At 74.0% G+C, this 19,702-nt stretch carries 20 protein-coding genes, 2 pseudogenes and 1 riboswitch; of the genes and pseudogenes, 17 read left to right on the forward strand and 5 right to left on the reverse strand.

Annotated features, from left to right (window positions below):
- Positions 1-147: 147 nt before the first annotated feature.
- From rplS to ET495_RS02070, 8 genes are all read left to right on the forward strand, one after another.
- On the forward strand, positions 148-504 hold the full coding sequence (gene rplS, locus ET495_RS02035) for a 50S ribosomal protein L19 (protein WP_129202215.1): 357 nt from the start codon (positions 148-150) through the stop codon (positions 502-504).
- Between the two features lie 145 nt (positions 505-649).
- Positions 650-1,408: a signal peptidase I gene (gene lepB / locus ET495_RS02040; protein WP_245993247.1), complete on the forward strand. Its 759-nt coding sequence runs from the start codon at positions 650-652 to the stop codon at positions 1,406-1,408.
- The gene (locus ET495_RS02045; protein ID WP_170220562.1) at positions 1,405-2,256 is read left to right on the forward strand and encodes a ribonuclease HII; all 852 of its coding nucleotides are present in this window, start codon (positions 1,405-1,407) and stop codon (positions 2,254-2,256) included. The genes lepB and ET495_RS02045 overlap by 4 nt, the downstream gene beginning before the upstream one ends.
- 4 nt (positions 2,257-2,260) lie before the next feature.
- Positions 2,261-2,560, forward strand: coding sequence for a DUF2469 domain-containing protein (locus ET495_RS02050; protein WP_111249730.1), 300 nt, complete (start codon positions 2,261-2,263; stop codon positions 2,558-2,560).
- 166 nt (positions 2,561-2,726) lie between these two features.
- Complete coding sequence (locus ET495_RS02055) at positions 2,727-3,095, forward strand: YraN family protein (RefSeq protein WP_129202219.1); 369 nt, start codon at positions 2,727-2,729, stop codon at positions 3,093-3,095.
- Positions 3,095-4,624, forward strand: a complete 1,530-nt coding sequence (locus ET495_RS02060; RefSeq protein WP_129202221.1) for a YifB family Mg chelatase-like AAA ATPase — start codon at positions 3,095-3,097, stop codon at positions 4,622-4,624. Before ET495_RS02055 ends, ET495_RS02060 begins: the two co-directional genes overlap by 1 nt.
- Entirely contained in the window at positions 4,621-5,781 is a 1,161-nt protein-coding gene (dprA, locus tag ET495_RS02065; RefSeq protein WP_129202223.1) for a DNA-processing protein DprA, read from the forward strand. Before ET495_RS02060 ends, dprA begins: the two co-directional genes overlap by 4 nt.
- A gap of 119 nt (positions 5,782-5,900) precedes the next feature.
- Entirely contained in the window at positions 5,901-6,887 is a 987-nt protein-coding gene (locus tag ET495_RS02070; protein ID WP_129202225.1) for a tyrosine-type recombinase/integrase, read from the forward strand.
- A 147-nt stretch (positions 6,888-7,034) separates the two neighbouring features.
- Here the strand turns inward: ET495_RS02070 and ET495_RS02075 are convergent, their stop codons facing one another.
- Positions 7,035-7,652, reverse strand: coding sequence for a murein hydrolase activator EnvC family protein (locus ET495_RS02075; RefSeq protein ID WP_129202227.1), 618 nt, complete (start codon positions 7,650-7,652; stop codon positions 7,035-7,037).
- A gap of 491 nt (positions 7,653-8,143) precedes the next feature.
- Here ET495_RS02075 and rpsB point away from each other — a divergent pair, with 491 nt between their 5' ends.
- The 8 genes and pseudogenes from rpsB (at position 8,144) to ET495_RS02115 (ending at position 14,643) form a co-directional block, all read left to right on the forward strand.
- Positions 8,144-9,103, forward strand: a complete 960-nt coding sequence (gene rpsB, locus ET495_RS02080) for a 30S ribosomal protein S2 (protein WP_129202229.1) — start codon at positions 8,144-8,146, stop codon at positions 9,101-9,103.
- A gap of 96 nt (positions 9,104-9,199) precedes the next feature.
- Complete coding sequence (gene tsf, locus ET495_RS02085) at positions 9,200-10,048, forward strand: translation elongation factor Ts (protein WP_129202231.1); 849 nt, start codon at positions 9,200-9,202, stop codon at positions 10,046-10,048.
- Positions 10,049-10,183: 135 nt separating this feature from the next.
- Entirely contained in the window at positions 10,184-10,918 is a 735-nt protein-coding gene (gene pyrH / locus ET495_RS02090) for a UMP kinase (RefSeq protein WP_129202233.1), read from the forward strand.
- 27 nt (positions 10,919-10,945) lie between these two features.
- A complete protein-coding gene (frr, locus tag ET495_RS02095; protein ID WP_129202235.1) occupies positions 10,946-11,503 on the forward strand; it encodes a ribosome recycling factor in 558 nt (185 codons plus the stop codon).
- A complete protein-coding gene (locus ET495_RS02100) occupies positions 11,503-12,393 on the forward strand; it encodes a phosphatidate cytidylyltransferase (protein ID WP_129202237.1) in 891 nt (296 codons plus the stop codon). Before frr ends, ET495_RS02100 begins: the two co-directional genes overlap by 1 nt.
- A gap of 80 nt (positions 12,394-12,473) precedes the next feature.
- A pseudogene (gene rlmN / locus ET495_RS02105) lies at positions 12,474-13,567 on the forward strand (23S rRNA (adenine(2503)-C(2))-methyltransferase RlmN).
- A gap of 61 nt (positions 13,568-13,628) precedes the next feature.
- Positions 13,629-14,183: a DivIVA domain-containing protein gene (locus ET495_RS02110; RefSeq protein ID WP_129202239.1), complete on the forward strand. Its 555-nt coding sequence runs from the start codon at positions 13,629-13,631 to the stop codon at positions 14,181-14,183.
- Between the two features lie 136 nt (positions 14,184-14,319).
- Entirely contained in the window at positions 14,320-14,643 is a 324-nt protein-coding gene (locus ET495_RS02115) for a hypothetical protein (protein ID WP_129202241.1), read from the forward strand.
- Between the two features lie 218 nt (positions 14,644-14,861).
- Here the strand turns inward: ET495_RS02115 and ET495_RS02120 are convergent, their stop codons facing one another.
- Entirely contained in the window at positions 14,862-15,401 is a 540-nt protein-coding gene (locus ET495_RS02120) for a hypothetical protein (protein ID WP_129202243.1), read from the reverse strand.
- Between the two features lie 407 nt (positions 15,402-15,808).
- Between ET495_RS02120 and dxr the strand changes: the two genes are divergently transcribed.
- Positions 15,809-17,020, forward strand: a complete 1,212-nt coding sequence (gene dxr / locus ET495_RS02125; protein WP_129202245.1) for a 1-deoxy-D-xylulose-5-phosphate reductoisomerase — start codon at positions 15,809-15,811, stop codon at positions 17,018-17,020.
- Positions 17,021-17,157: 137 nt separating this feature from the next.
- Here dxr and thiD read toward each other — a convergent pair.
- From thiD to thiM, 3 genes and pseudogenes are all read right to left on the reverse strand, one after another.
- Positions 17,158-18,039 (reverse strand): annotated as a pseudogene (gene thiD / locus ET495_RS02130) (bifunctional hydroxymethylpyrimidine kinase/phosphomethylpyrimidine kinase); the annotation flags it as partial.
- Complete coding sequence (gene thiE / locus ET495_RS02135) at positions 17,976-18,659, reverse strand: thiamine phosphate synthase (RefSeq protein ID WP_129202247.1); 684 nt, start codon at positions 18,657-18,659, stop codon at positions 17,976-17,978. The pseudogene thiD and the gene thiE, both read right to left, overlap by 64 nt.
- Positions 18,656-19,492: a hydroxyethylthiazole kinase gene (gene thiM, locus ET495_RS02140; RefSeq protein ID WP_129202249.1), complete on the reverse strand. Its 837-nt coding sequence runs from the start codon at positions 19,490-19,492 to the stop codon at positions 18,656-18,658. Before thiM ends, thiE begins: the two co-directional genes overlap by 4 nt.
- Positions 19,481-19,583, reverse strand: a riboswitch (TPP riboswitch). Its footprint overlaps the gene before it by 12 nt.
- Between the last annotated feature and the right edge of the window lie 119 nt (positions 19,584-19,702).

Consider the following 19,702-nt stretch of genomic DNA (forward strand, 5'->3'; position numbering starts at 1 on the left):
GCGGTGCGCCCGCAGCCGGGCATCCGGCCTCTGCCACAGGGGAGACCCGAACGGGTTCGGGGCGCACCATGACAGCCATTCGCACCGACCCGCGCTCCCGCGTGGGCCTGAGATGCGCCTGACCTGTGGCAGGCGGGGAGATTGACCATGCACAAGCTCGACTTCGTCGACGCGGCGTCGCTGCGCACCGACATCCCGGACTTCCGCGCCGGTGACACCGTCAAGGTCAACGTCAAGGTCGTCGAGGGCAACCGCTCGCGCATCCAGGCGTTCCAGGGCGTCTGCATCGGCCGCTCGGGCGGCGGCGTCCGCGAGACGTTCACCGTCCGCAAGATCAGCTTCGGCGTCGGCGTGGAGCGCACGTTCCCGCTGCACGCCCCGACGATCGACACGATCGAGCTCGTGACCCGCGGTGACGTGCGTCGCGCCAAGCTCTACTACCTGCGCTCGCTGCGCGGCAAGAAGGCGAAGATCAAGGAGAAGCGCGAGACCCCGGCCAAGTGAGCCGGCGGCCTCTGGCCTCCGACGACGGCGGGCGGTCCCTCGACGAGGGGCCGCCCGCTGCCGTTGTGGCAGGCCGGGGCTCGCAACCTGCACGGCGTCGTCAGGCAACGGTGGGAGAGTGAGAACCGTGACAGAATCCGTCCCCGTGACACAGCCGCAGCCAGACCCCGAAAGCACGCCGATGCCGGCCCGCCCGGTGCGGTCCGCCGGGGTCTCCCGGCACCGGGCGCCGAAGAAGGGTCTGGGGCTGCTGCGCGAGACCGCCATCATCGTCGTGAGCGCGCTCGTGCTGTCCTGGCTGATCAAGTCTCTGCTCGTGCAGGCCTTCTTCATCCCGAGCGCGTCCATGGAGGACACGCTCGAGGTCGGCGACCGCGTCATGGTGTCGCGGCTCGTGCCGCGCGTGCTCGACCTGCACCGTGGCGACATCGTCGTCTTCCGTGACCCGGGCGGCTGGCTGCGGCCCTACGAGCCGCCGGACCACGGGCCGATAGGCAACGCGATCGGGCGCGGTCTGACCGCCGTCGGGCTGCTGCCCCAGGACACCGGCGAGCACCTCATCAAGCGCGTGATCGGTCTGCCCGGCGACCACGTGACCTGTTGCGACGCGGACGGCAAGATCGAGGTCAACGGCACCGCGATCACCGAGACGTCGTACATCAAGCCGGGCTCGATCCCCAGCCAGGTCCCGATCGACCAGACCGTGCCCGAGGGCATGCTGTTCGTCATGGGCGACAACCGGCAGGACTCGGCCGACTCGCGGTTCAACACCAGCAAGCCGGGTGGCGGGTTCGTCCCGATCGACAACGTCGTCGGGACGGCGTTCGCGACGGTGTGGCCGTTCGACCGCGCGACGTGGCACCGCAACCCCGGCTCGGTCTTCGAGCAGGTGCCCGAACCGTGACCTGCGAGCCAGCGGCAGTCGCGCCACGCGCCCAGCGCAGGCCGACGCCCCCGCGCCGCAGCGCGCCCACGGGCCGCAAGACGCCCACGCTGCGCGCCGAGCGCGCGCTCGTGACCGGTGGCGCTCGCCTCGTCGCCGGCATGGACGAGGTCGGGCGAGGTGCGCTCGCCGGGCCGGTGAGCGTCGGCGTCGTCGTCGTAGACGCCGCCACGCGGACCGCGCCCAAGGGGCTGGCCGACTCCAAGCTGCTGACACCCGCGGCGCGTGAGGCGCTCGTGCCGCAGCTGCAGCGCTGGCCTGTCGCGTGGGCCGTCGGGCATGCGGGGCCCGCCGAGATCGACGCCCACGGCATCATCGCGGCGCTGCGGCTCGCCGGCCGGCGAGCGCTTGCGCAGGTGCGGCGCACGTGCGGCGACGTCGACGTGGTGCTGCTCGACGGGTCGCATGACTGGCTCTCGCGCGGTCAGGTCGACCTGTTCGAGGCGGCCGACCTCGACGTGGCGGGTGCGCCCGACGTCGACCCTGCGGTCCGCACGATGGTCAAGGCCGACCTGCAGTGCTCCTCTGTCGCCGCGGCGAGCGTGCTGGCCAAGGTGGAACGTGATCTGCTGCTGACGCGGCTCGCGCGCCAGTACCCCGCCTACGCGTGGGAGCAGAACAAGGGCTACGCCGCACCCGCGCACGTCGCCGCGCTGCGTCGGCACGGCACGACGCCGCAGCACCGCCGCTCGTGGAACCTGCGCGCGATCGCGGGAGACCCTGCCGAGCCCACCGGCTTCGCGGAGGCGTTCGCCCAGAGCCTTGACCTGCCCGCCGACGTGCCCGTCCGGGCGGACCTGCGAGGATGACACCGTGAGCGCCGAAGACCTCGAGAACTACGAGACGGAGATGGAGCTCGCCCTGTATCGCGAGTATCGCGACGTGGTGGGGCTGTTCTCCTACGTGGTGGAGACCGAGCGGAGGTTCTATCTCGCCAACCAGGTGGACCTGCAGGTGCGGTCGGCCGCGGGCGAGGTGTACTTCGAGCTGCGGCTAGGGGACGCGTGGGTCTGGGACGTCTACCGTTCCGCGCGGTTCGTGAAGTCGGTGCGTGTGGTCACTTTCAAGGACGTCAACGTCGAGGAGCTGGCCAAGGCCGACCTCGCGCTGTGACCGCCACAGCCGGGGCGCTCGTCCTGGCGTGTGCTGGCGTCGCACGCAGCCGTGCGGCGGCGACCCGGCGGGAGCCCCGGCCCCGCGTGGTCTGTGCACAGGCCGCTCCGTCCGGGCGTCGCTCCGCGCGGCCCGTCCGCGACGCTTCCGCCCGGAGGTGGTCGCGATGGCGGCGAAGGACGACGTGGGACGGCGAGGCGAGCAGGTCGCCGCGCAGGCCCTCATGGACGAGGGGTACGAGCTGCTCGCGCGCAACTGGCGCGGGCACGGTGGCGAGCTGGACCTGGTGGCGCTCGACGGCACGACGCTCGTCGCCGTCGAGGTCAAGACGCGCAGCAGCGCACGGTTCGGCCACCCCGCCGAGGCGGTGACGCCGGCCAAGCTCGCGCGGCTGCGGCGACTGACCGGGCAGTGGCTCGCCGAGCACGGCGGCGGGACGAGGCCGCGGTACCGCGACGTGCGGATCGACGTCGTCGCCGTGACCCTGCGCAGCACGGGACCAGACCGGGTCGAGCTGCTGCAGGGGGTGTGCTGATGTCGCTCGGTACCACGGCGGCCGTCGCCCTCGTGGGCCTGACCGGGCACGTGGTCGAGGTGCAGGCGCAGCTCGCCTACTCGGTGCCCGGCTTCTCGCTCGTGGGGCTGCCCGACACGGCGCTCAGCGAGTCGCGCGACAGGGTGCGTGCGGCCGTGCTCTCCAGCCGCATCGACTGGCCGAACCGCAAGATCACCGTCAACCTCTCACCGGCGTCGCTGCCCAAGCAGGGCTCGGCCTTCGACCTCGCCGTGGCAGTCGCCGTGCTCGCGGGCGCGGGCCAGGTGCGTGCGGCCGGGCTCGACCGCGTCGTCCACATCGGCGAGCTCGGGCTCGACGGCCGGCTCCAGCCCGTGCGCGGCGTGCTGCCCATGGTGGCCGCGGCCGTCGCGGCCGGACGTACCGACGTCGTCGTGCCGACGGCCGACGTCGCGGAGGCGTCGCTCGTCCCCGGGGCGCGGGTGCGGGGGGCGACGACGCTTGCGCAGGTCGTCGCCCTGCACGGCGGCGACCCGGGGACGCTGCCCGACGTCGACCCCGTGCGGCCCGCGCGGGTGACGAGCGTACGGCGCGCTCCCGGCGACCTGGCCGACGTGCTGGGCCAGGAGCTGCCGCGGACGGCGCTCGAGATCGCGGCGGCCGGCGGGCACCACCTGCTGCTGACGGGTCCACCCGGCACGGGCAAGACCATGCTGGCCGCACGGCTGCCGGGCATCCTGCCCGACCTCACCGAGGCCGAGGCCGTCGAGGTCACCGCGGTGCACTCCGTCGCGGGCACCTTCGACCCCGGTGGCGGGCTTCTCACGCGACCGCCCTACGAGGACCCGCACCACACGGCCACCCCCGCGGCGGTGGTCGGAGGTGGGTCGGGGCAGCCCCGGCCGGGCGCGGCCTCCCGCGCGCACCGGGGCATCCTCTTCCTCGACGAGGCCCCCGAGTTCGGCAGCCGCGTGCTCGAGACGCTGCGCCAGCCCCTGGAGCACGGTGAGCTCGTCATCCACCGCAGCGGCGGCACCGCGCGGTTCCCGGCGCGGTTCCAGCTCGTGCTCGCCGCGAACCCTTGCCCGTGCGGGATGGCGACGGGCAAGGGTCTGGAGTGCACCTGCACGCCGATGGCGCGGCGCCGGTACCTGGGCAGGCTCTCCGGGCCCCTGCTCGACCGGGTCGACCTGCAGGTCGAGGTCGCGCCCGTCGGGCGGGCCGGGATGCGGGGTGAACCGGGCGAGCCGAGCGCCGTCGTCGCGGCCCGTGTCGCCGCTGCACGCGCGGCGGCGCGAGCGCGCCTCGCCGGGACGCCATGGACCGTCAATGCCGAGGTTCCTGGCACGTGGCTGCGCGAACGGCTGCGCGGCAGGTGGTCGGTGATGCGTGACGTCGACAGGGCGCTCGACACCGGCGCGATCTCGTTGCGCGGTGCCGACCGCGTGCTGCGGCTGGCGTCCACGATCGCGGACCTCGCCGGGCGCGACGAGCCCACCGCGGGCGACGTCGGGCAGGCGCTCGTGCTGCGCACGGGGCGGGCGGCATGACCGCCCTCGCCTTCGACGCCGACGACCCGGCCCTCGCCGCCGCAGCGTGGAGCCGCATCGCCGAGCCAGGCGACGAGACGGCCGGTGCGCTCGTCGCGCACCTGGGCGCACCCGGGGCGCTGGCATGGCTGCTCGAGCAGCACGCCGCCGGGGCGACGGGGCAGAAGGGTCTCGCGCGGGCGCTCGCATCGGGCGTCGCGCGGTGGTCCACACGCCTCGACGGCCTCGACCCGCGCCGCGAGCTCCAGGTGATCGAGCGCGCCGGTGGCACGCTGCTGCTGCCCCAGGACGAGCGCTGGCCGCGCGGCCTCGACGCGTTGGGCGCGGCCGCGCCGTTCGCCCTGTGGGTGCGCGGCGACGCCGACCTCGCCGGGGCGTGCCGCAGGTCGGTCGCCGTCGTCGGGGCACGCGCATCGACGTCGTACGGCGAGCACGTGACGGCGCAGCTCGCCGCGGGTCTCGTGGACCGTGGGTTCACTGTGGTGTCGGGCGGGGCCTACGGGATCGACGCGGTCGCGCATCGCGCGGCGCTGCTCGCGGCCGGCACGACCGTCGCGGTGATGGCCGGGGGAGTCGATCGCTTCTACCCCCAGGGAAACCACGACCTGCTGCGCCGTGTCGCCGAGTCGGGGGCGGTGGTGGCCGAGGTCCCGCCCGGGTCGTCGCCCTTCCGGCAGAGGTTCCTGGCCCGGAACAGGCTGATCGCCGCCATGACCGCCGCGACCGTGGTGGTCGAGGCGGCGTGGCGGTCGGGTGCGCTCTCGACGGCCCGGCGTGCCGCCGACCTGCTGCGACCCGTCGGCGCGGTCCCCGGCCCGGTCACCTCCATGGCGTCCGGTGGGTGCCATCTGCTCCTGCGCGACGGCGTCGCGACCTGCGTGACCGATGCCGCTGAGGTCGCCGAGCTCGCCGGGGCGGCGGGGGACGACGCCGCACGGGCCCCGGTGGGAGCGGCGTCGGTGGCGGACGGACTGGACGAGGCCGCCCGAGCCGTGCTCGACGCCTTGCCCGCCCGCGCGAGCGCCGAGGCCGGGTCACTTGCCCGGGTCGCAGGGCGGTCCCTGCCCGAGGTGCTCGGTGCGCTGGGCGTGCTCGAGCTGCGGGGCCTGGTCGCGGCGGACGGTGCCCGGTGGCGTCGAGCGCTGGGGCGCCGGTGAGCACCGTCGTCGGAGGCGGGGCGCCGCGTCGCGTTCTCGCTGCCGATCGGCGCGCACGGGCCGGCGACACGCGGGCCCGTAGGCCGGGGCCCCGGGCTCGGCGCGGGCACACTGGCCGCATGGCCCCGACACCTCAGGGAGCGCAGCGCATCGTAGCCGCGGCGCTCCGCGTCGCCGACCCGCCGCTGCCGGCGGCGCTGGCTGAGGCGGTCGCGAGCTTCGGGGGGCACCTCGACGCACAGCGGGGGCACTCCGCGCACACGCGGCGAGCGTACGTCGCGGACGTGACGGGCATGCTGCGCTACGCGGTCCGGCACGGGGCCCGCAGCCTCGACGACGTGCAGCTCCCGCTGCTGCGCGGCTGGCTCGGTGCGCAGGCCGACCGCGGCCTGTCCCGTGCCACGCTGGCGCGCCGGGGAGCGGCCGCCCGTGCGTTCTTGCGGTGGGCGCACCATTCCGGGCTGATCGCGAGCGACCCGTCGGTCCGGCTGGCGAGCCCGAAGGTGCCGCGCGTGCTGCCGACGGTGCTCACGGCCGAGGCCGCCGCCCGGCTGCTCGACACCGCGCGGGACGACGCACTGGCCACCGCGGGCGACGAGCGGCCGGCAGCGTTGCGCTCCTGGGCGGCAGCGGAGCTGCTCTACGGTTCGGGCGTTCGCGTCGGCGAGCTGGTCGCCGTCGACGTGCCGGACGTGGACGTGGGCGAACGGCTCGTGCGCGTGCTCGGCAAGGGCGGAAAGGAGCGGGTGGTGCCGTTCGGCGTCCCGGCCGCGCGCGCGCTGACCGCGTGGCTCGAGGAAGGCCGGCCCCAGCTCGCGTCGGCCGACGCAGGGCTCGCGCTGCTCGTGGGTGACCGCGGCGGCCGCTGGGGTCAGCGCCAGGCCAGGGATGCGGTGCACCGGCTCGCCGCGCGTGCCGGCGTCGACGACGTCGCCCCGCACGCCCTGCGCCACTCGGCTGCGACGCACCTGCTCCAGGGCGGTTCGGACCTTCGCAGCGTCCAGGAGGTGCTCGGGCACTCCGACCTCGCCACGACGCAGCGCTACACGCACGTCGACGCCGAGCGGCTGCGCGCGGTCTACACGCAGGCGTTCCCGCGCGCGTGAGCGCGCGCCCGGCCTGCGCGGAACCCCGCAAGGCCGGATCCCCAGGGCAGGCGTTCCCTCGCGCGCGAGCTCGGGTGCCGGGCCCGCACGGGGGCCTCGCCCGCGACGTCGGGCGCCTCGTGCCGTTGCGCGGCCGGACGGCAGGGCTCAACGTGGCGGGAGAAGGACGATCGGGGCAGCCGTCCCCAGCAGGGACAGCGGGTCGAGGTACATCTCGCCACGCCGCACCCCCCAGTGCACGCATCTGTCGCCACCGTGCGCGGGTGGTGGCGCGGGTGGCAGCGCGGGTGGCTGCGCGGGTGGCAGCGCGGCGCAATGATCGGGGTTCGCCTCGTCGCCGGGAGTCGCCTCCAGAGTCCCGACCGGCTCGCCTGCCGCGACCTCCGTCCCGCGCGCGACGGACGCCGCCACGGGCTCGAGCGAGGAGCGCAGTCCGTCCGTGTGCGTCACGACGACGACGGGCTTGCCCGCGACTGCTCCCGCGAACGTGACCACGCCCCCGCTGGGAGCGACGACGGTGGCGCCCGGTGCCGCCCACAGGTCGACACCCCGGTGCCCCGGCTCCCAGTCGCGCGCGGGCGGGTCGAACCGGCGAGCCACCGGCCCTGGTACGGGCGGGACGTAGGCACGGGACTCCGTGGCGGCCGTGACGTGCGAGGCGGGGGCCGCGGTCGGGACCGGCAGCCCTCGCGGCCCTGGCGTGAGTACGAGCGCCGGCAGCATCGCGGCCGCGACGGCACGGTGTCTCAGGATGGGTCGCTCCATGGCGGCATGCTCCCGCCCGGTCGGCCGGCCTTCGACGGGCCGGTGCTCGCCTGTGCGCCGGCGACGGGTGCGCGCGCCTGTGGGCCGGCTCGGTCGCACGGTCGCCCACAAGGCGACGGGTGGCGCTCGACTCAGCCGATCCGGGCGTCGGGCGCGGACCGCGTCGGGTAGACTCACCGCGGCGATCGGAACGCTCACACCCTCACCTCCACCTCGGGCGGCCTCACGGCCGGTCCGGCGGTGCGGGAGCGGTGTGCCCGCCCGGTCGACCTCGCGCGTCACGGAGCACCTGTGCCGGCCCCTCGGGGCGACGGGTGCGACCGGCACGGCAGCGGTCCGCAGGCCCTCGGGGCGTGCGGTGCCGGGCTGGGTGACGCCAGGGGTGCCGCCTCCCGGCGGACACCGACAACCGAGATTCGCTCGGCCAGAGGCCGAGCACGATGCGCGCGTCGCCCCGGAGGATCCGGGCCCGCGCGGTGAAAGGACCAGTCATGGCCGTCGTGACCATGCGCCAGCTCCTCGAGAGCGGTGTCCACTTCGGGCACCAGACCCGCCGTTGGAACCCGAAGATGAAGCGCTTCATCTTCACCGAGCGCAACGGCATCTACATCGTCGACCTTCAGCAGTCGCTGACCTACATCGACAACGCCTACGACTTCGTCAAGGAGACCGTCGCCCACGGCGGCTCGATCCTGTTCGTCGGCACGAAGAAGCAGGCTCAGGAGCCCGTGGCCGAGCAGGCCTCGCGCGTCGGCATGCCCTACGTGAACCACCGTTGGCTCGGCGGCATGCTCACCAACTTCTCGACGGTGCACAAGCGCCTCCAGCGCCTCAAGGAGCTTGAGGAGATCAACTTCGACGACGTCGCCGGCTCCGGCCTGACGAAGAAGGAGCTGCTGGTCCTGCGCCGCGAGAAGGACAAGCTCGCGCGCACGCTGGGCGGCATCCGCGACATGGCCAAGGTCCCGTCGGCCGTGTGGATCGTCGACACCAACAAGGAGCACCTCGCCGTCGACGAGGCGCGCAAGCTCAACATCCCGGTCGTCGCGATCCTTGACACCAACTGCGACCCCGACGTCGTGGACTACGCGATCCCCGGCAACGACGACGCGATCCGCTCGGTCACGCTCCTGACCCGCGTGGTGGCCGACGCCGTCGCCGAGGGCCTGCTGCAGCGCCACTCGGGCAAGACCGCCGCCGCCGAGGGCGAGGCCGAGCCGCTGGCCGAGTGGGAGCGCGAGCTCCTCGCTGGTGCCGAGGCTGCCGCCCCGGCCGCTGAGGCTCCTGCTGCCGAGGCTCCCGCCGCTGCGGCACCCGCCGAGGCCCCCGTCGCCGAGGCTGCCGCCGAGGCCCCCGTCGCCGAGGCTGCCGCCGAGGTCGAGGCCCCTGTCGCCGAGGCCCCCGCCGAGGTCGAGGCCCCCACGGCCGAGGCCGAGACGAAGTCCGAGTGAGGTGACGCGGGCCGGAGCTCACAAGGCTCCGGCCCGCGCACTGCCCGTCCCGCGCGTATCCACGCGTCAGCACTTCAGACACGAAGGACAGCCACCATGGCGAACTACACCATCCAGGACATCAAGGACCTGCGCGCGCTCACCGGCGCCGGCATGACCGACGTCAAGAAGGCCCTCGACGAGGCTGAAGGCGACCAGCAGAAGGCGATCGAGCTCATCCGCAAGCGCGGTCTCGCCAAGGCCGCCAAGCGCGAGGGCAACGCGACCTCCGAGGGCCTCGTCGCCATCCACGTGGACGACGTCGCCGCCGGCCAGGTCGCGACCATGATCGAGCTCAACGCCGAGACCGACTTCGTCGTCAAGAACGAGAAGTTCGTCGCGCTCGCGGACCAGGTGCTGGCCGCTGTCGCCGCCGCAGGTGCCGCCGACGCCGAGGCCGCGCTCGCCGCGCCCGTCGGCGGAGAGACCGTCGCCGACCTCATCGCCGCCGCGGCCGGCACGCTCGGCGAGAAGATCGTCCTGGCCCGCGTCGCTCGCGTCGAGGGTCCCAAGGTCACGACCTACCTGCACCGCACCGCCAAGGACCTGCCGCCGAGCATCGGCGTCGTCGTCGTCACCACGACGTCCGGCGAGGCCGTCGAGGCTGCGGCAAAGGACGTCGCCCAGCACGTCGCGGCCATGGCGCCCCGGTACCTCACGCGCGAGGACGTGCCCGCCGACGTCGTCGACAAGGAGCGCGAGATCGCCCGCGAGCTGTCGATCGCCGAGGGCAAGCCCGAGGCTGCGCTGCCGAAGATCGTCGAGGGTCGCCTGGGCGGGTTCTTCAAGGAGAACGTGCTCCTCGAGCAGCCCCTCGCCAAGGATACGAAGACGACGGTGGCCAAGCACGTCGAGGCAGCAGGCGGGGAGCTCGCGACCTTCGTGCGCTTCCGCGTCGGCAACTGACGTACCCGAGCGGCCCGGCTCTACCGGAAACGGTGGGCCGGGCCGCTCGCGCACCCGTGCCCTGCCGGCGCGGTGCGACCCCGCCGCAGTCGCGACGGACCCCAGCAGTGCGCACGACACACAGGACGGTGGCCGATGACCCAGCACACGAACCCGACGACGGGACCACGCCGCGTCCTGCTCAAGCTCTCCGGTGAGGCCTTCGGCGGCGGCGCGGTCGGTCTGGCCGCCGACGTCGTGCGGCGCATCGCCGAGGAGATCGGTGCGGCGGTTCGCGCAGGCGTACAGGTCGCCGTCGTCGTCGGGGGAGGCAACTTCTTCCGCGGCGCCGAGCTCTCCCAGGCAGGCATGGACCGTGCCCGCGCCGACTACATGGGCATGCTCGGGACCGTGATGAACTGCCTGGCGCTGCAGGACTTCCTGGAGCAGGACGGCACGACGACGCGCGTGCAGACCGCCATCACGATGGGGCAGGTCGCCGAGTCGTACATCCCGCTGCGGGCCATCCGGCACCTGGAGAAGGGTCGCGTGGTCATCTTCGGCGCGGGCGCCGGGATGCCGTACTTCTCGACCGACACCGTCTCGGTGCAGCGCGCGCTGGAGGTGGGCTGCGACGAGGTGCTCATGGGCAAGAACGGCGTCGACGGGGTCTATGACGCCGACCCGCGCAAGGACCCGTCGGCCGAGCGGTACGAGACGCTGACCTACGACGTGGCGCTGCGCGACAACCTGCAGGTCATGGACAACACGGCGATCGCGATGTGCCGCGACAACGACGTGCGGATGCGCGTCTTCGGCCTGGAGGGTGCGGGTAACGTGACCCGTGCGCTGCTGGGCGAGAAGATCGGCACCCTGATGACTGCTCGCTAGGCCCCGACAACGACTGAGGAGCACCCTGTGATCGACGAGACCCTCTTCGAGGCCGAAGAGAAGATGGACAAGGCGATCGAGGTCGCCAAGGAGGACTTCGCGGGCATTCGTACCGGCCGCGCCAACGCGGGCATGTTCAGCAAGATCGTCGTGGACTACTACGGCGCGCCGACACCCCTGCAGCAGCTCGCCTCGTTCAACATCCCCGAGGCTCGCACCGTGCTCATCGCACCGTTCGACAAGGGTTCGATGGCGACGATCGAGAAGGCCCTGCGGGACTCGGACCTGGGCGTCAACCCGTCGAACGACGGCAACGCGATCCGCATCGTGCTGCCCGCGCTCACGGAGGAACGCCGCCGCGACTACGTCAAGCTCGCCAAGTCCAAGGCGGAGGACGCGCGCATCACGGTGCGCAACATCCGCCGCAAGGCCAAGGACACGCTCGACAAGCTGGTCAAGGACGGCGAGGCGGGCGAGGACGAGGTCACGCGGGCGGAGAAGGAGCTCGAGGCACTGACGAAGAAGCACGTCGACCAGATCGACCAGCTTCTCGCGGGCAAGGAGAGCGAGCTGCTCGAGGTCTGATGGCGGACGCAACCGAAGCCGCCCCCCGCGCGTCGCGCGCCGGGCGCAACCTGCCGGCGGCCATCGCCGTCGGCGTCGGTCTGCTCGTCGCCGTCGGCGCGTCGCTGGCGTTCCGCCCCGAGCCGTTCGTCGGCGTCGTCGCGATCGCCGTCTGCGCGGGGCTGTGGGAGCTGCGGGCGGCGTTCGCGCGCCGCGACATCACCGTGCCGATCTGGCCGCTGCTCGTGGGCGGTGTCGGCATGGTCGTGTCGGCGCACGTGGGCGGGCCGGAGGCGCTGCTCGTCGCATACGTCCTCACGCTCGGGGCGGCGGCACTGTGGCGCGTGCTCGATGGCCCCGGCCCGCAGGCGCTGCGTGACACCGCGGCAGCACTGTTCGCGGCGACCTACGTGCCGTTCCTGGCCGGGTTCGTCGTGCTGCTGCTCGGGCAGGCCGACGGCAACTGGCGGGTGGCGGTGTTCATCCTGCTCGGTGTGGCGAACGACACGGGCGGCTTCGTCGCGGGCGTGCTGTTCGGCCGGCATCCCCTTGCGCCGACGGTGAGCCCCAAGAAGAGCTGGGAGGGTCTGGCCGGGTCGCTCGTGCTGACGACGCTGGTCGGGCTCCTGGGCTCGCACTGGGTGCTGAACCTGCCGTTCCTTCCCCAGGAAGGCACTGCGGTCCTCGGGTCGTCGCTCGTGCTCGGGCTGGTGCTCGGCGTCATGACGGCGGTGACCGCTACGGTCGGGGACCTGGCGGAGTCGCTGCTCAAGCGCGACCTAGACTTGAAGGACATGGGTTCGCTGCTCCCCGGTCACGGGGGAGTGCTGGACCGCGTCGACTCGCTCCTCATGACGGCGCCGTTCGTGTACCTCGTTCTCTCGGTGGCGGCATCGGGACCTGCTGCGTAAGGAAGAACCGCATGGCCGGCACGAGCCTCCCCTCCCCGGCGGTCCGTCCCTCTGACGAGACCGCGCCGATCCCGCTCCAGATGGCGCCGCGCCATCGTGCGCGCCCGCCGCGTCACTTCGCGGACCTGACGGTCGCCGAGCGGGCCGAGGCGCTGGTCGCGCTGGGCCACAAGGCGTTCCGCGCCAAGCAGCTCGCGACGCACTACTTCACGCACTTCACCTCAGACCCGGCCGACTGGACGGACATCCCGGCGGCCGCGCGTGACGAGATCGCCGGGAGCCTGTTCCCGCCGCTGCTCACGGCGCGGCGGACGCTGCAGGCCGACAAGGGCACCACGGTCAAGACGCTGTGGGGCTTGTTCGACGGCACGCGCATCGAGTCCGTGCTGATGCGCTACCCGCGCCGGGCCACGCTGTGCATCTCGAGCCAGGTCGGGTGCGGGATGGCCTGCCCGTTCTGCGCGACCGGGCAGCTCGGGTTCACGCGCAACCTCTCGGCAGCGGAGATGCTCGAGCAGGTCCGGTCGGCGATGCGGTCCCTCGCCTCGGGAGAGATCCCGGGCGGCCCGACGCGGCTCAACAACCTGGTCTTCATGGGCATGGGTGAGGGACTCATCAACTACCGGGCCATCATGGCGTGCATCCGGGCGCTCGTGGCCGAGCCGCCCGAGGGGTTCGGCATGAGCGCTCGCAACATCACGGTCTCGACGGTCGGCCTGGTGCCCGGTATCGCCAAGCTCGCGGCTGAGGGCCTGCCGCTGACGCTCGCGCTGTCGCTGCACGCGCCGGATGACGACCTGCGTGACGAGCTCGTGCCGATCAACACGCGATTCGGTGTCGACGAGGCGCTCGATGCCGCGCGTGCCTACTTCGATGCCACCGGCCGCCGCGTGTCGATCGAGTACGCGCTGATCAAGGACATGAACGACCAGGCGTGGCGTGCCGACCTGCTCGGCACGAAGCTCAACGCACGTGGCAAGGGCTGGGTCCACGTCAACCCGATCCCCTGAACCCGACACCCGGATCGATCTGGACGGCGTCGGAACGTTCGGTCGAGGACGAGTTCGTCGCTAGGCTGCGGGGACACGGGATTCCGACAACGATCCGTGACACCCGCGGCTCGGACATCGACGGGGCGTGCGGGCAGTTGGCAGCGGAGGATGACGACGCATGAGCGAGCGTGGCGGCGCGGCCGCCACGAGGCGCGTGCGCGAGCGAGCGAAGCGAGGGATGGCATGAGCAGCGCGCTGTTCGGCACCGTGTCGGTGCTACGGACCGGGTACGACAAGGACGAGGTCGACGAGTTCTTCGATCACGCCCGTCAGGCGTACGAAGGCCGGTCCTCGGAACGGCTCGACGCGGGCGACATCCAGACCACCACCTTCGACCTGGTGCGTGGCGGCTACGACACGCACGAGGTCGACGCTGCGCTCGACCGCCTGGAGGCGGCATTCGTCGCGCGCCAGCGCGCCGAGTTCGTCGCGAGCCAGGGTCAGGACGCGTGGATGGCGACGCTCGCCGAGCGCGCCCGCACGTTGTACGGACGTCTCGGCCGCCCCGAGGGTGAAAAGTTCGCTCCTGCCGAGCGCGGTCAGCAGGGCTACGACAAGGACGACGTCGACGCGCTGTGCGACCGCCTGGTCGGCTACTTCGACCGGCAGGAACCGTTGACGTCGGCGGAACTTCGGGCCGCGACCTTTGCTTCTGCTCGTGGAGCCAACGGATACGCCGAAGGGCCGGTCGACGCGTTCTTCGCGCGAGCGGTCGAGGTGCTGCTCGGCGTCGAGTGACCGGTTCGGGCGGTTGGCACCTTTTCCGCTCGGTAGTTCGGCGATCACCTGGTGGGCATCTTGAGCCGATCGGCGGGCACGGACCGTGCCCGGTCGCTAGGTTCAGCACCGACGTCCACTCGCACCAGGAGGTTCGATGCCCGCACCCGCCAAGGCCACCACGAAACTGACACCCGCCGTCACGGCCTGGATTGACCGCCAGGACACGCCCGGCCTGGGCCTGACCGAGGCCCTCGCGTCGCTGCACCAGGACTGGGCCTCGGGCCCGCCGCCCACGCCGGACGAGCACCTGCGCCGCCTCGCGGCCATGAATGAGCTCTCCGAGGCGCTGCGCGCGGCGACGGTGCACGCGGCTCTGGAAGCCGTCGAGGCCGGGGTTGCTCCCAAGGAGGTCGCCGTGAACCTCGGCTCGACCGCCGCGACGGTCACGAAGTGGGTCAAGGAGGCCCGGGCCGCCTGACGCCCGATGACGTCGGTGGAGGTGGCCGCGTCCCGTCAGCGGGTCTGCGGGCCGAGTCCCCGACGTCTCCACCTGGCGGTCTGCGGACGGCGCTCGGGTTCGACGCGCCGAGCGTGAGTCCCGCGGAACCCAGGGACCACATCACGGCTGGGTCCTGTGTCGCCTTGTGCGGCGCGGGACCCAGCCGTCGTCGTCGGCCGGATGACGCGTGACCACCGTCAGCAGCGCGGCGCGACCGGCAGCCCCGTGCCGGTGATGAGGTACGCGTCGGAGACCCAGTTGCCCGGTCCGATGCGATACCAGAGGTTCGTCGTCCCGCGGGTGCCGGCGACGGTCGTCCCGCGCTCGTGGCACAGCAGCGGCACGCGTGCGGTGTTCGCGGCGAGCCCGACGGCGGCGTAGCCCGTTCCCGGCCCCGAGCGCACGTTGAGCGGACGGGCAGGCGAGGCGACGACACCGGTGCGGGCGTTGCCCTGCCACAGGTAGGTGACGTCGACGGGAGCGTTGGTGGTCAGCCCGAGGCCGTCGGTGAAGGTGCCGTCGGCAAGGTCGATGCCGGACGGGTTGAGCACGGTGCGCCCCCGCTCGTCGAGGCCGCCGGCGTACCCGCCGGTGAAGGCGGCCTGCGCCGCCGGTGTGCCGTGCGGAAGGTCCTGCGCGAAGTGCCGGGTGGTGCTCCAGTAGTCGTCGCGGGTGTTCCACGGCCCGACGTCCCACACCGGCGCGTACTCGCAGCGTCCCGTCACGGGCGCGCACACCCGGACGGAGTAGGCGCCGCTGCCGTCGGCGGACAGGGCGCTGCGCGAGGGCAGCGCGACGAAGTGGTCGCCCGGGACGATGACGTGCCCGTTGGCGGTCGTGCCTCCGACCAGGCCCTCGCGCGTGGCGAAGACGCGGTGGGTGCCGCCGTCGGCCTCGTCGGCCGCAGCGGGGGAGCGAGCGCCACGGTGGTGCCCGCCGTCAGCAGCGAGACGACGCCGGCGAGGACGGTCAGTCCGCTCCGGTGCCGGGACCCTCGGGTGGGTCGCCTCTGGAGAGTGAGCATGATCGAAAACGTAATCGAGGTCACACGGCGCTGCGACCTGGGGAGTTATCGGCGCCTGGACCGGTCGGGCCCCGACGCGCGGGCACGGTCGCGTGCGGTGGCGCCTGCGAAGATGGCTCCATGCACGAACCCGCCCACCCGTCGACGGCGAACCGCGCCGCCGCGCCCCGCACCGTGACGATCCTCGGCTCCACCGGTTCGATCGGTACCCAGGCACTCGACGTCGTCCGACGCCACCCCGGCCGGTTCCGGGTCGACGCGCTCAGCTCGGGCGGGGGAGAGGTCGGGCTGCTCGCCGCGCAGGCCGCCGAGCTCGGCGTCGCCGCCGTCGCCGTCGCGAACCCGATGCGTGAGGCCGCGCTGCGCGAGGCCCTCGCCGCGCGCGGCCTGGACCGGGTCGAGGTGCTGACCGGTCCCGGCGCTGCCACCGAGCTGGCCGGGCGCGGCTCGGACGTCGTGCTCAACGGCGTCACGGGCAGCGTGGGACTGCGGCCCACGCTCGCGGCGCTCGCAGCCGGGTCGACGCTCGCGCTGGCCAACAAGGAGTCGCTCGTCGTGGGCGGCTCGCTCGTCAAGGCCGCGGTGCGACGCCCGGACCAGATCGTGCCGGTCGACTCCGAGCACAGCGCGATCGCCCAGGCGCTGCGGTCGGGAACGCACGCCGAGGTGCGGCGCCTGATCCTCACCGCGAGCGGCGGCCCGTTCCGCGGCAGGTCGCGCGACGACCTCAAGGCCGCGGCACCCCGGCAGGCGCTGGCCCACCCCACGTGGAGCATGGGGCCCGTCGTGACGGTCAACTCGGCGTCGCTCATGAACAAGGGGCTGGAGCTCATCGAGGCGCACCTGCTGTTCGACGTGCCGGTGGACGACATCACCGTCGTCGTCCACCCGCAGTCGGTCGTGCACTCGATGGTCGAGTTCGTCGACGGGTCGACCATCGCGCAGGCGTCGCCGCCCGACATGCGCCTGCCCATCGCGCTCGGCCTGTCCTGGCCCGACCGTCTCGACCCGGTGGCCGCGCCGTGCGACTGGTCGCAGGCCGCGGCGTGGACGTTCGAGCCGCTCGACGAGGGCACGTTCCCGGCGGTGCGGCTGGCTCGTGCGGCCGCGACGGCGTCGGCGACGCACCCGGCGGTGTTCAACGCGGCCAACGAGCAGGGCGTCGCCGCGTTCCTGGGCGGACGGATCGGGTTCCTCGACATCGTGGACACGGTCGAGCGCGTGCTCGGTGAGCACGACGGCGTCGCGCCCGGCGCGGTCACGCTCGACGACGTCGAGGCTGCCGAGGTGTGGGCGCGGGCGCGCGCCGACGAGCTGCTCGACCGGCGCTGAGGCCGATCAGCGCGACGCCCACCCGTGGTCGACGGGGCCGTGCCCCGTCCACGGGGGGAGCCCCCGAGCAGCCCGGTGCCGCCGACCCGCAGCGACCTGCCGGCCTCCAGCGCGTGCGTGAGGTAGTCCTTGGCGGCCCGGACGGCCGACGGCCAGCCGTCGGCCCGCGGGCGCAGCACCGCGCACGCCGAGCTCAAGGTACAGCCGGTCCCGTGCGTGTGGCGCGTCTCGACCCGCGGGGCCGCGAGAGCCAGCACGTCGCCGTCCGGCCCCGCGAGGTGGTCCACGGCGTCGCCGGTCCGGCCGGCCGGGCGCAGATGACCGCCCTTGACGAGCGCCCAGCGGCCGCCGGCCGGAGGGGCCACACCCTGGCGCCCTGCCAGCGCCCGCAGCGCATGCGCCTGGTCGGCCGCCTCGGCCGCGTCCCTGGCCGGGTCCACGCCCAGCAGCACCGCGGCCTCGGCGAGGTTGGGCGTGACCAGGTCGGCGAGCGGCAGCAGGCGCTCGCGCAGCACGGCCTCGGCGTCGTGCGCGAGCAGCCGGTCGCCCGACGTCGCGACCATGACCGGGTCGAGCACCACCACGGGTGCGGGCACCCCGGCGCGGGCCGCGGCCGCGCGCAGCCGCTCGAGGGCGTCCGCCACGGCTCCGGCCACGGCCGCGTCGCTCGTCATGCCGATCTTGACGGCGTCGACGGCGACGTCGGCCAGCAGTGTGTCGAGCTGGGCCGTCACCATGTCCGCCGGGACCGCCTGGACCCGGGTGACCCCGACCGTCGACTGGGCGGTGAGCCCGGTCAGGACGGCGCAACCGTAGCCGCCCAGCGCGGCGAAGGTCTTGAGGTCGGCCTGGATGCCCGCGCCGCCCGAGGGGTCCGACCCGGCGATCGTCAGGGCGACGGGGGGATGGCCCGCCGGGCGTCCCGCCTCCGGCCCGTCGCCGTGACCGCGCGCGGTCACCGGGCCTGCCACGCCGCCGCGAGCGCGGCGGCGGCCGCGCGCGGGTCGGGGGTGCCGCACACGGCGGAGATCACGGCGGCGCCGACCGCCCCCGCGGCGCGCAGCGCGGGCAGGTCGCCCGCGCGCAGGCCGCCGATGGCGACGCACGGCGGGGCCCCTGCCGCACGCGCGGCCGCGGTGATCGCGGCGAGCCCGTCGACGCCGATCGCCGGGCGTGCGTTCGCCTTCGACGTCGTCGTGCGGACGGGCCCGACGCCCAGCAGGTCGAGCGTTCCGGGCGGAAGGGCCGCTGCGGCCGCGGCCTCGCGCGTCGTCGAGACGCTCAGGCCCAGGTGCGCCTCGGGGCCGAGCAGGCGTCGCGCCGTGACGGGGTCGAGGTCGCCCTGGCCGACGTGCGCGCCGTCGGCGCCGATCGCGAGCGCGACGTCGATGCGGTCGTTGACGACGAGCGGCACCCCCGCCGGGCGCAGCACCGCGAGCAGGGCCGCACCGAGCTCGGCGAGCTCGCGGGTGCTCGCGTCCGGGTCGCGCAGCTGCACGGCCGTGGCACCGCCCGCGACGGCGGCGCGCACGGTGGCGACGACACCGGCGGGGCCGCCGCACTGCGTCGTGTCGGTCACGAGGTAGACCGCCGGGTCGAATGCGGTCCGGGCGGCCTGCCCGACGGTTCGCACGCTCATGCCGCGGCCCCTGCCTGCTCGGCCGCCAGCCCGGCGCGCGCGCCCACGACGGCGGCGTCGACGTCGTCGACGCGGTCGATCAGCGCGACGGCGAACGAGCCCGTGGTGGGCGCCTGCGCCGCCGCGAGGTCACCCGCGACGCACATCCACGCGGTCGCCGCGGTCGCGGCCAGCAGGCGGTCGGCGGTCACCGCGGCGCACGCAGCGACCAGCGCCCCGAGCGCGCAGCCGACACCGGTCACCCGCGTCAGCAGCGGGTTCCCCGCGTGCACGCGCACCACGCGTGAGCCGTCGGTGAGCAGGTCGACGGCGCCGCTGACCGCGACGACGGCACCCGACTGGCGGGCGAGCCGCAGCGCGGTGGCGCGCACTCCGTCGGGGGTGTCGAGCGAGTCGACGCCGCGCCCGCCCTGCCCTCCGGCGAGGGCCGCGACCTCGGAGGCGTTGCCGCGCACGATCGTGGGGCCGACCACGAGCAGCTCGGCCGCCAGGGCCGTGCGCAGCGGGAGCGAGCCGATCGCGACGGGGTCGAGCACCCAGGGCGTCCCCGCATCGACCGCCGCGTGCGCCGCGACCCGCATGGCGTCGGGCTGCTCACCCTCGACGGTTCCGAGGTTGGTCAGCAGCCCGTCCGCGACGCGCGCGAACCCGCCCGCCTCGACGGGGGTGGCGACCATCGCGGGAGCGGCGCCCGCCGCGAGCAGCAGGTTGGCCGTCACGTTGGTGACCACCGTGTTGGTGATGCAGTGGACCAGCGGGCCGGTGGCCCGCACGGCCGCCACGACCTCGGCCACCTCGGCCGGGCTGGGGGTGGACGGCACGACAGTGCTCATGAGCGTTCCCTTCGCTAGCACTACCTAGATCAGGTTCGACGGGTGCATCTCAGCCGGCCCCGTCTCAGGGCCGGCGCCCCGCGCCGACGCCCACCATACGCTCCGGTATGGTCTGCCCGTTCCCCCGTTCCGGGGGACGTCCAACGGGAGTCCGGGATCCGCGCAGCGGCCGCCGGGCTGAGAGGGCGGCCGGGCGCCGCCGACCGATCG

Origin of the sequence: Xylanimonas allomyrinae, from assembly GCF_004135345.1 — a bacterium.
GTDB lineage: Bacteria > Actinomycetota > Actinomycetes > Actinomycetales > Cellulomonadaceae > Xylanimonas > Xylanimonas allomyrinae.

What these genes read in the sequence shown, in the direction of transcription:
- rplS (WP_129202215.1), top strand. Translation starts at nt 148, where the DNA reads ATGCACAAGCTCGACTTCGTCGACGCGGCGTCGCTGCGCACCGACATC.
- ET495_RS02055 (WP_129202219.1), top strand. Translation starts at nt 2,727, where the DNA reads ATGGCGGCGAAGGACGACGTGGGACGGCGAGGCGAGCAGGTCGCCGCG.
- ET495_RS02060 (WP_129202221.1), top strand. Translation starts at nt 3,095, where the DNA reads ATGTCGCTCGGTACCACGGCGGCCGTCGCCCTCGTGGGCCTGACCGGG.
- dprA (WP_129202223.1), top strand. Translation starts at nt 4,621, where the DNA reads ATGACCGCCCTCGCCTTCGACGCCGACGACCCGGCCCTCGCCGCCGCA.
- ET495_RS02070 (WP_129202225.1), top strand. Translation starts at nt 5,901, where the DNA reads ATGGCCCCGACACCTCAGGGAGCGCAGCGCATCGTAGCCGCGGCGCTC.
- ET495_RS02075 (WP_129202227.1), bottom strand. Translation starts at nt 7,652, where the DNA reads ATGGAGCGACCCATCCTGAGACACCGTGCCGTCGCGGCCGCGATGCTG.
- rpsB (WP_129202229.1), top strand. Translation starts at nt 8,144, where the DNA reads ATGGCCGTCGTGACCATGCGCCAGCTCCTCGAGAGCGGTGTCCACTTC.
- tsf (WP_129202231.1), top strand. Translation starts at nt 9,200, where the DNA reads ATGGCGAACTACACCATCCAGGACATCAAGGACCTGCGCGCGCTCACC.
- pyrH (WP_129202233.1), top strand. Translation starts at nt 10,184, where the DNA reads ATGACCCAGCACACGAACCCGACGACGGGACCACGCCGCGTCCTGCTC.
- ET495_RS02100 (WP_129202237.1), top strand. Translation starts at nt 11,503, where the DNA reads ATGGCGGACGCAACCGAAGCCGCCCCCCGCGCGTCGCGCGCCGGGCGC.
- ET495_RS02110 (WP_129202239.1), top strand. Translation starts at nt 13,629, where the DNA reads ATGAGCAGCGCGCTGTTCGGCACCGTGTCGGTGCTACGGACCGGGTAC.
- ET495_RS02115 (WP_129202241.1), top strand. Translation starts at nt 14,320, where the DNA reads ATGCCCGCACCCGCCAAGGCCACCACGAAACTGACACCCGCCGTCACG.
- dxr (WP_129202245.1), top strand. Translation starts at nt 15,809, where the DNA reads ATGCACGAACCCGCCCACCCGTCGACGGCGAACCGCGCCGCCGCGCCC.
- thiE (WP_129202247.1), bottom strand. Translation starts at nt 18,659, where the DNA reads ATGAGCGTGCGAACCGTCGGGCAGGCCGCCCGGACCGCATTCGACCCG.
- thiM (WP_129202249.1), bottom strand. Translation starts at nt 19,492, where the DNA reads ATGAGCACTGTCGTGCCGTCCACCCCCAGCCCGGCCGAGGTGGCCGAG.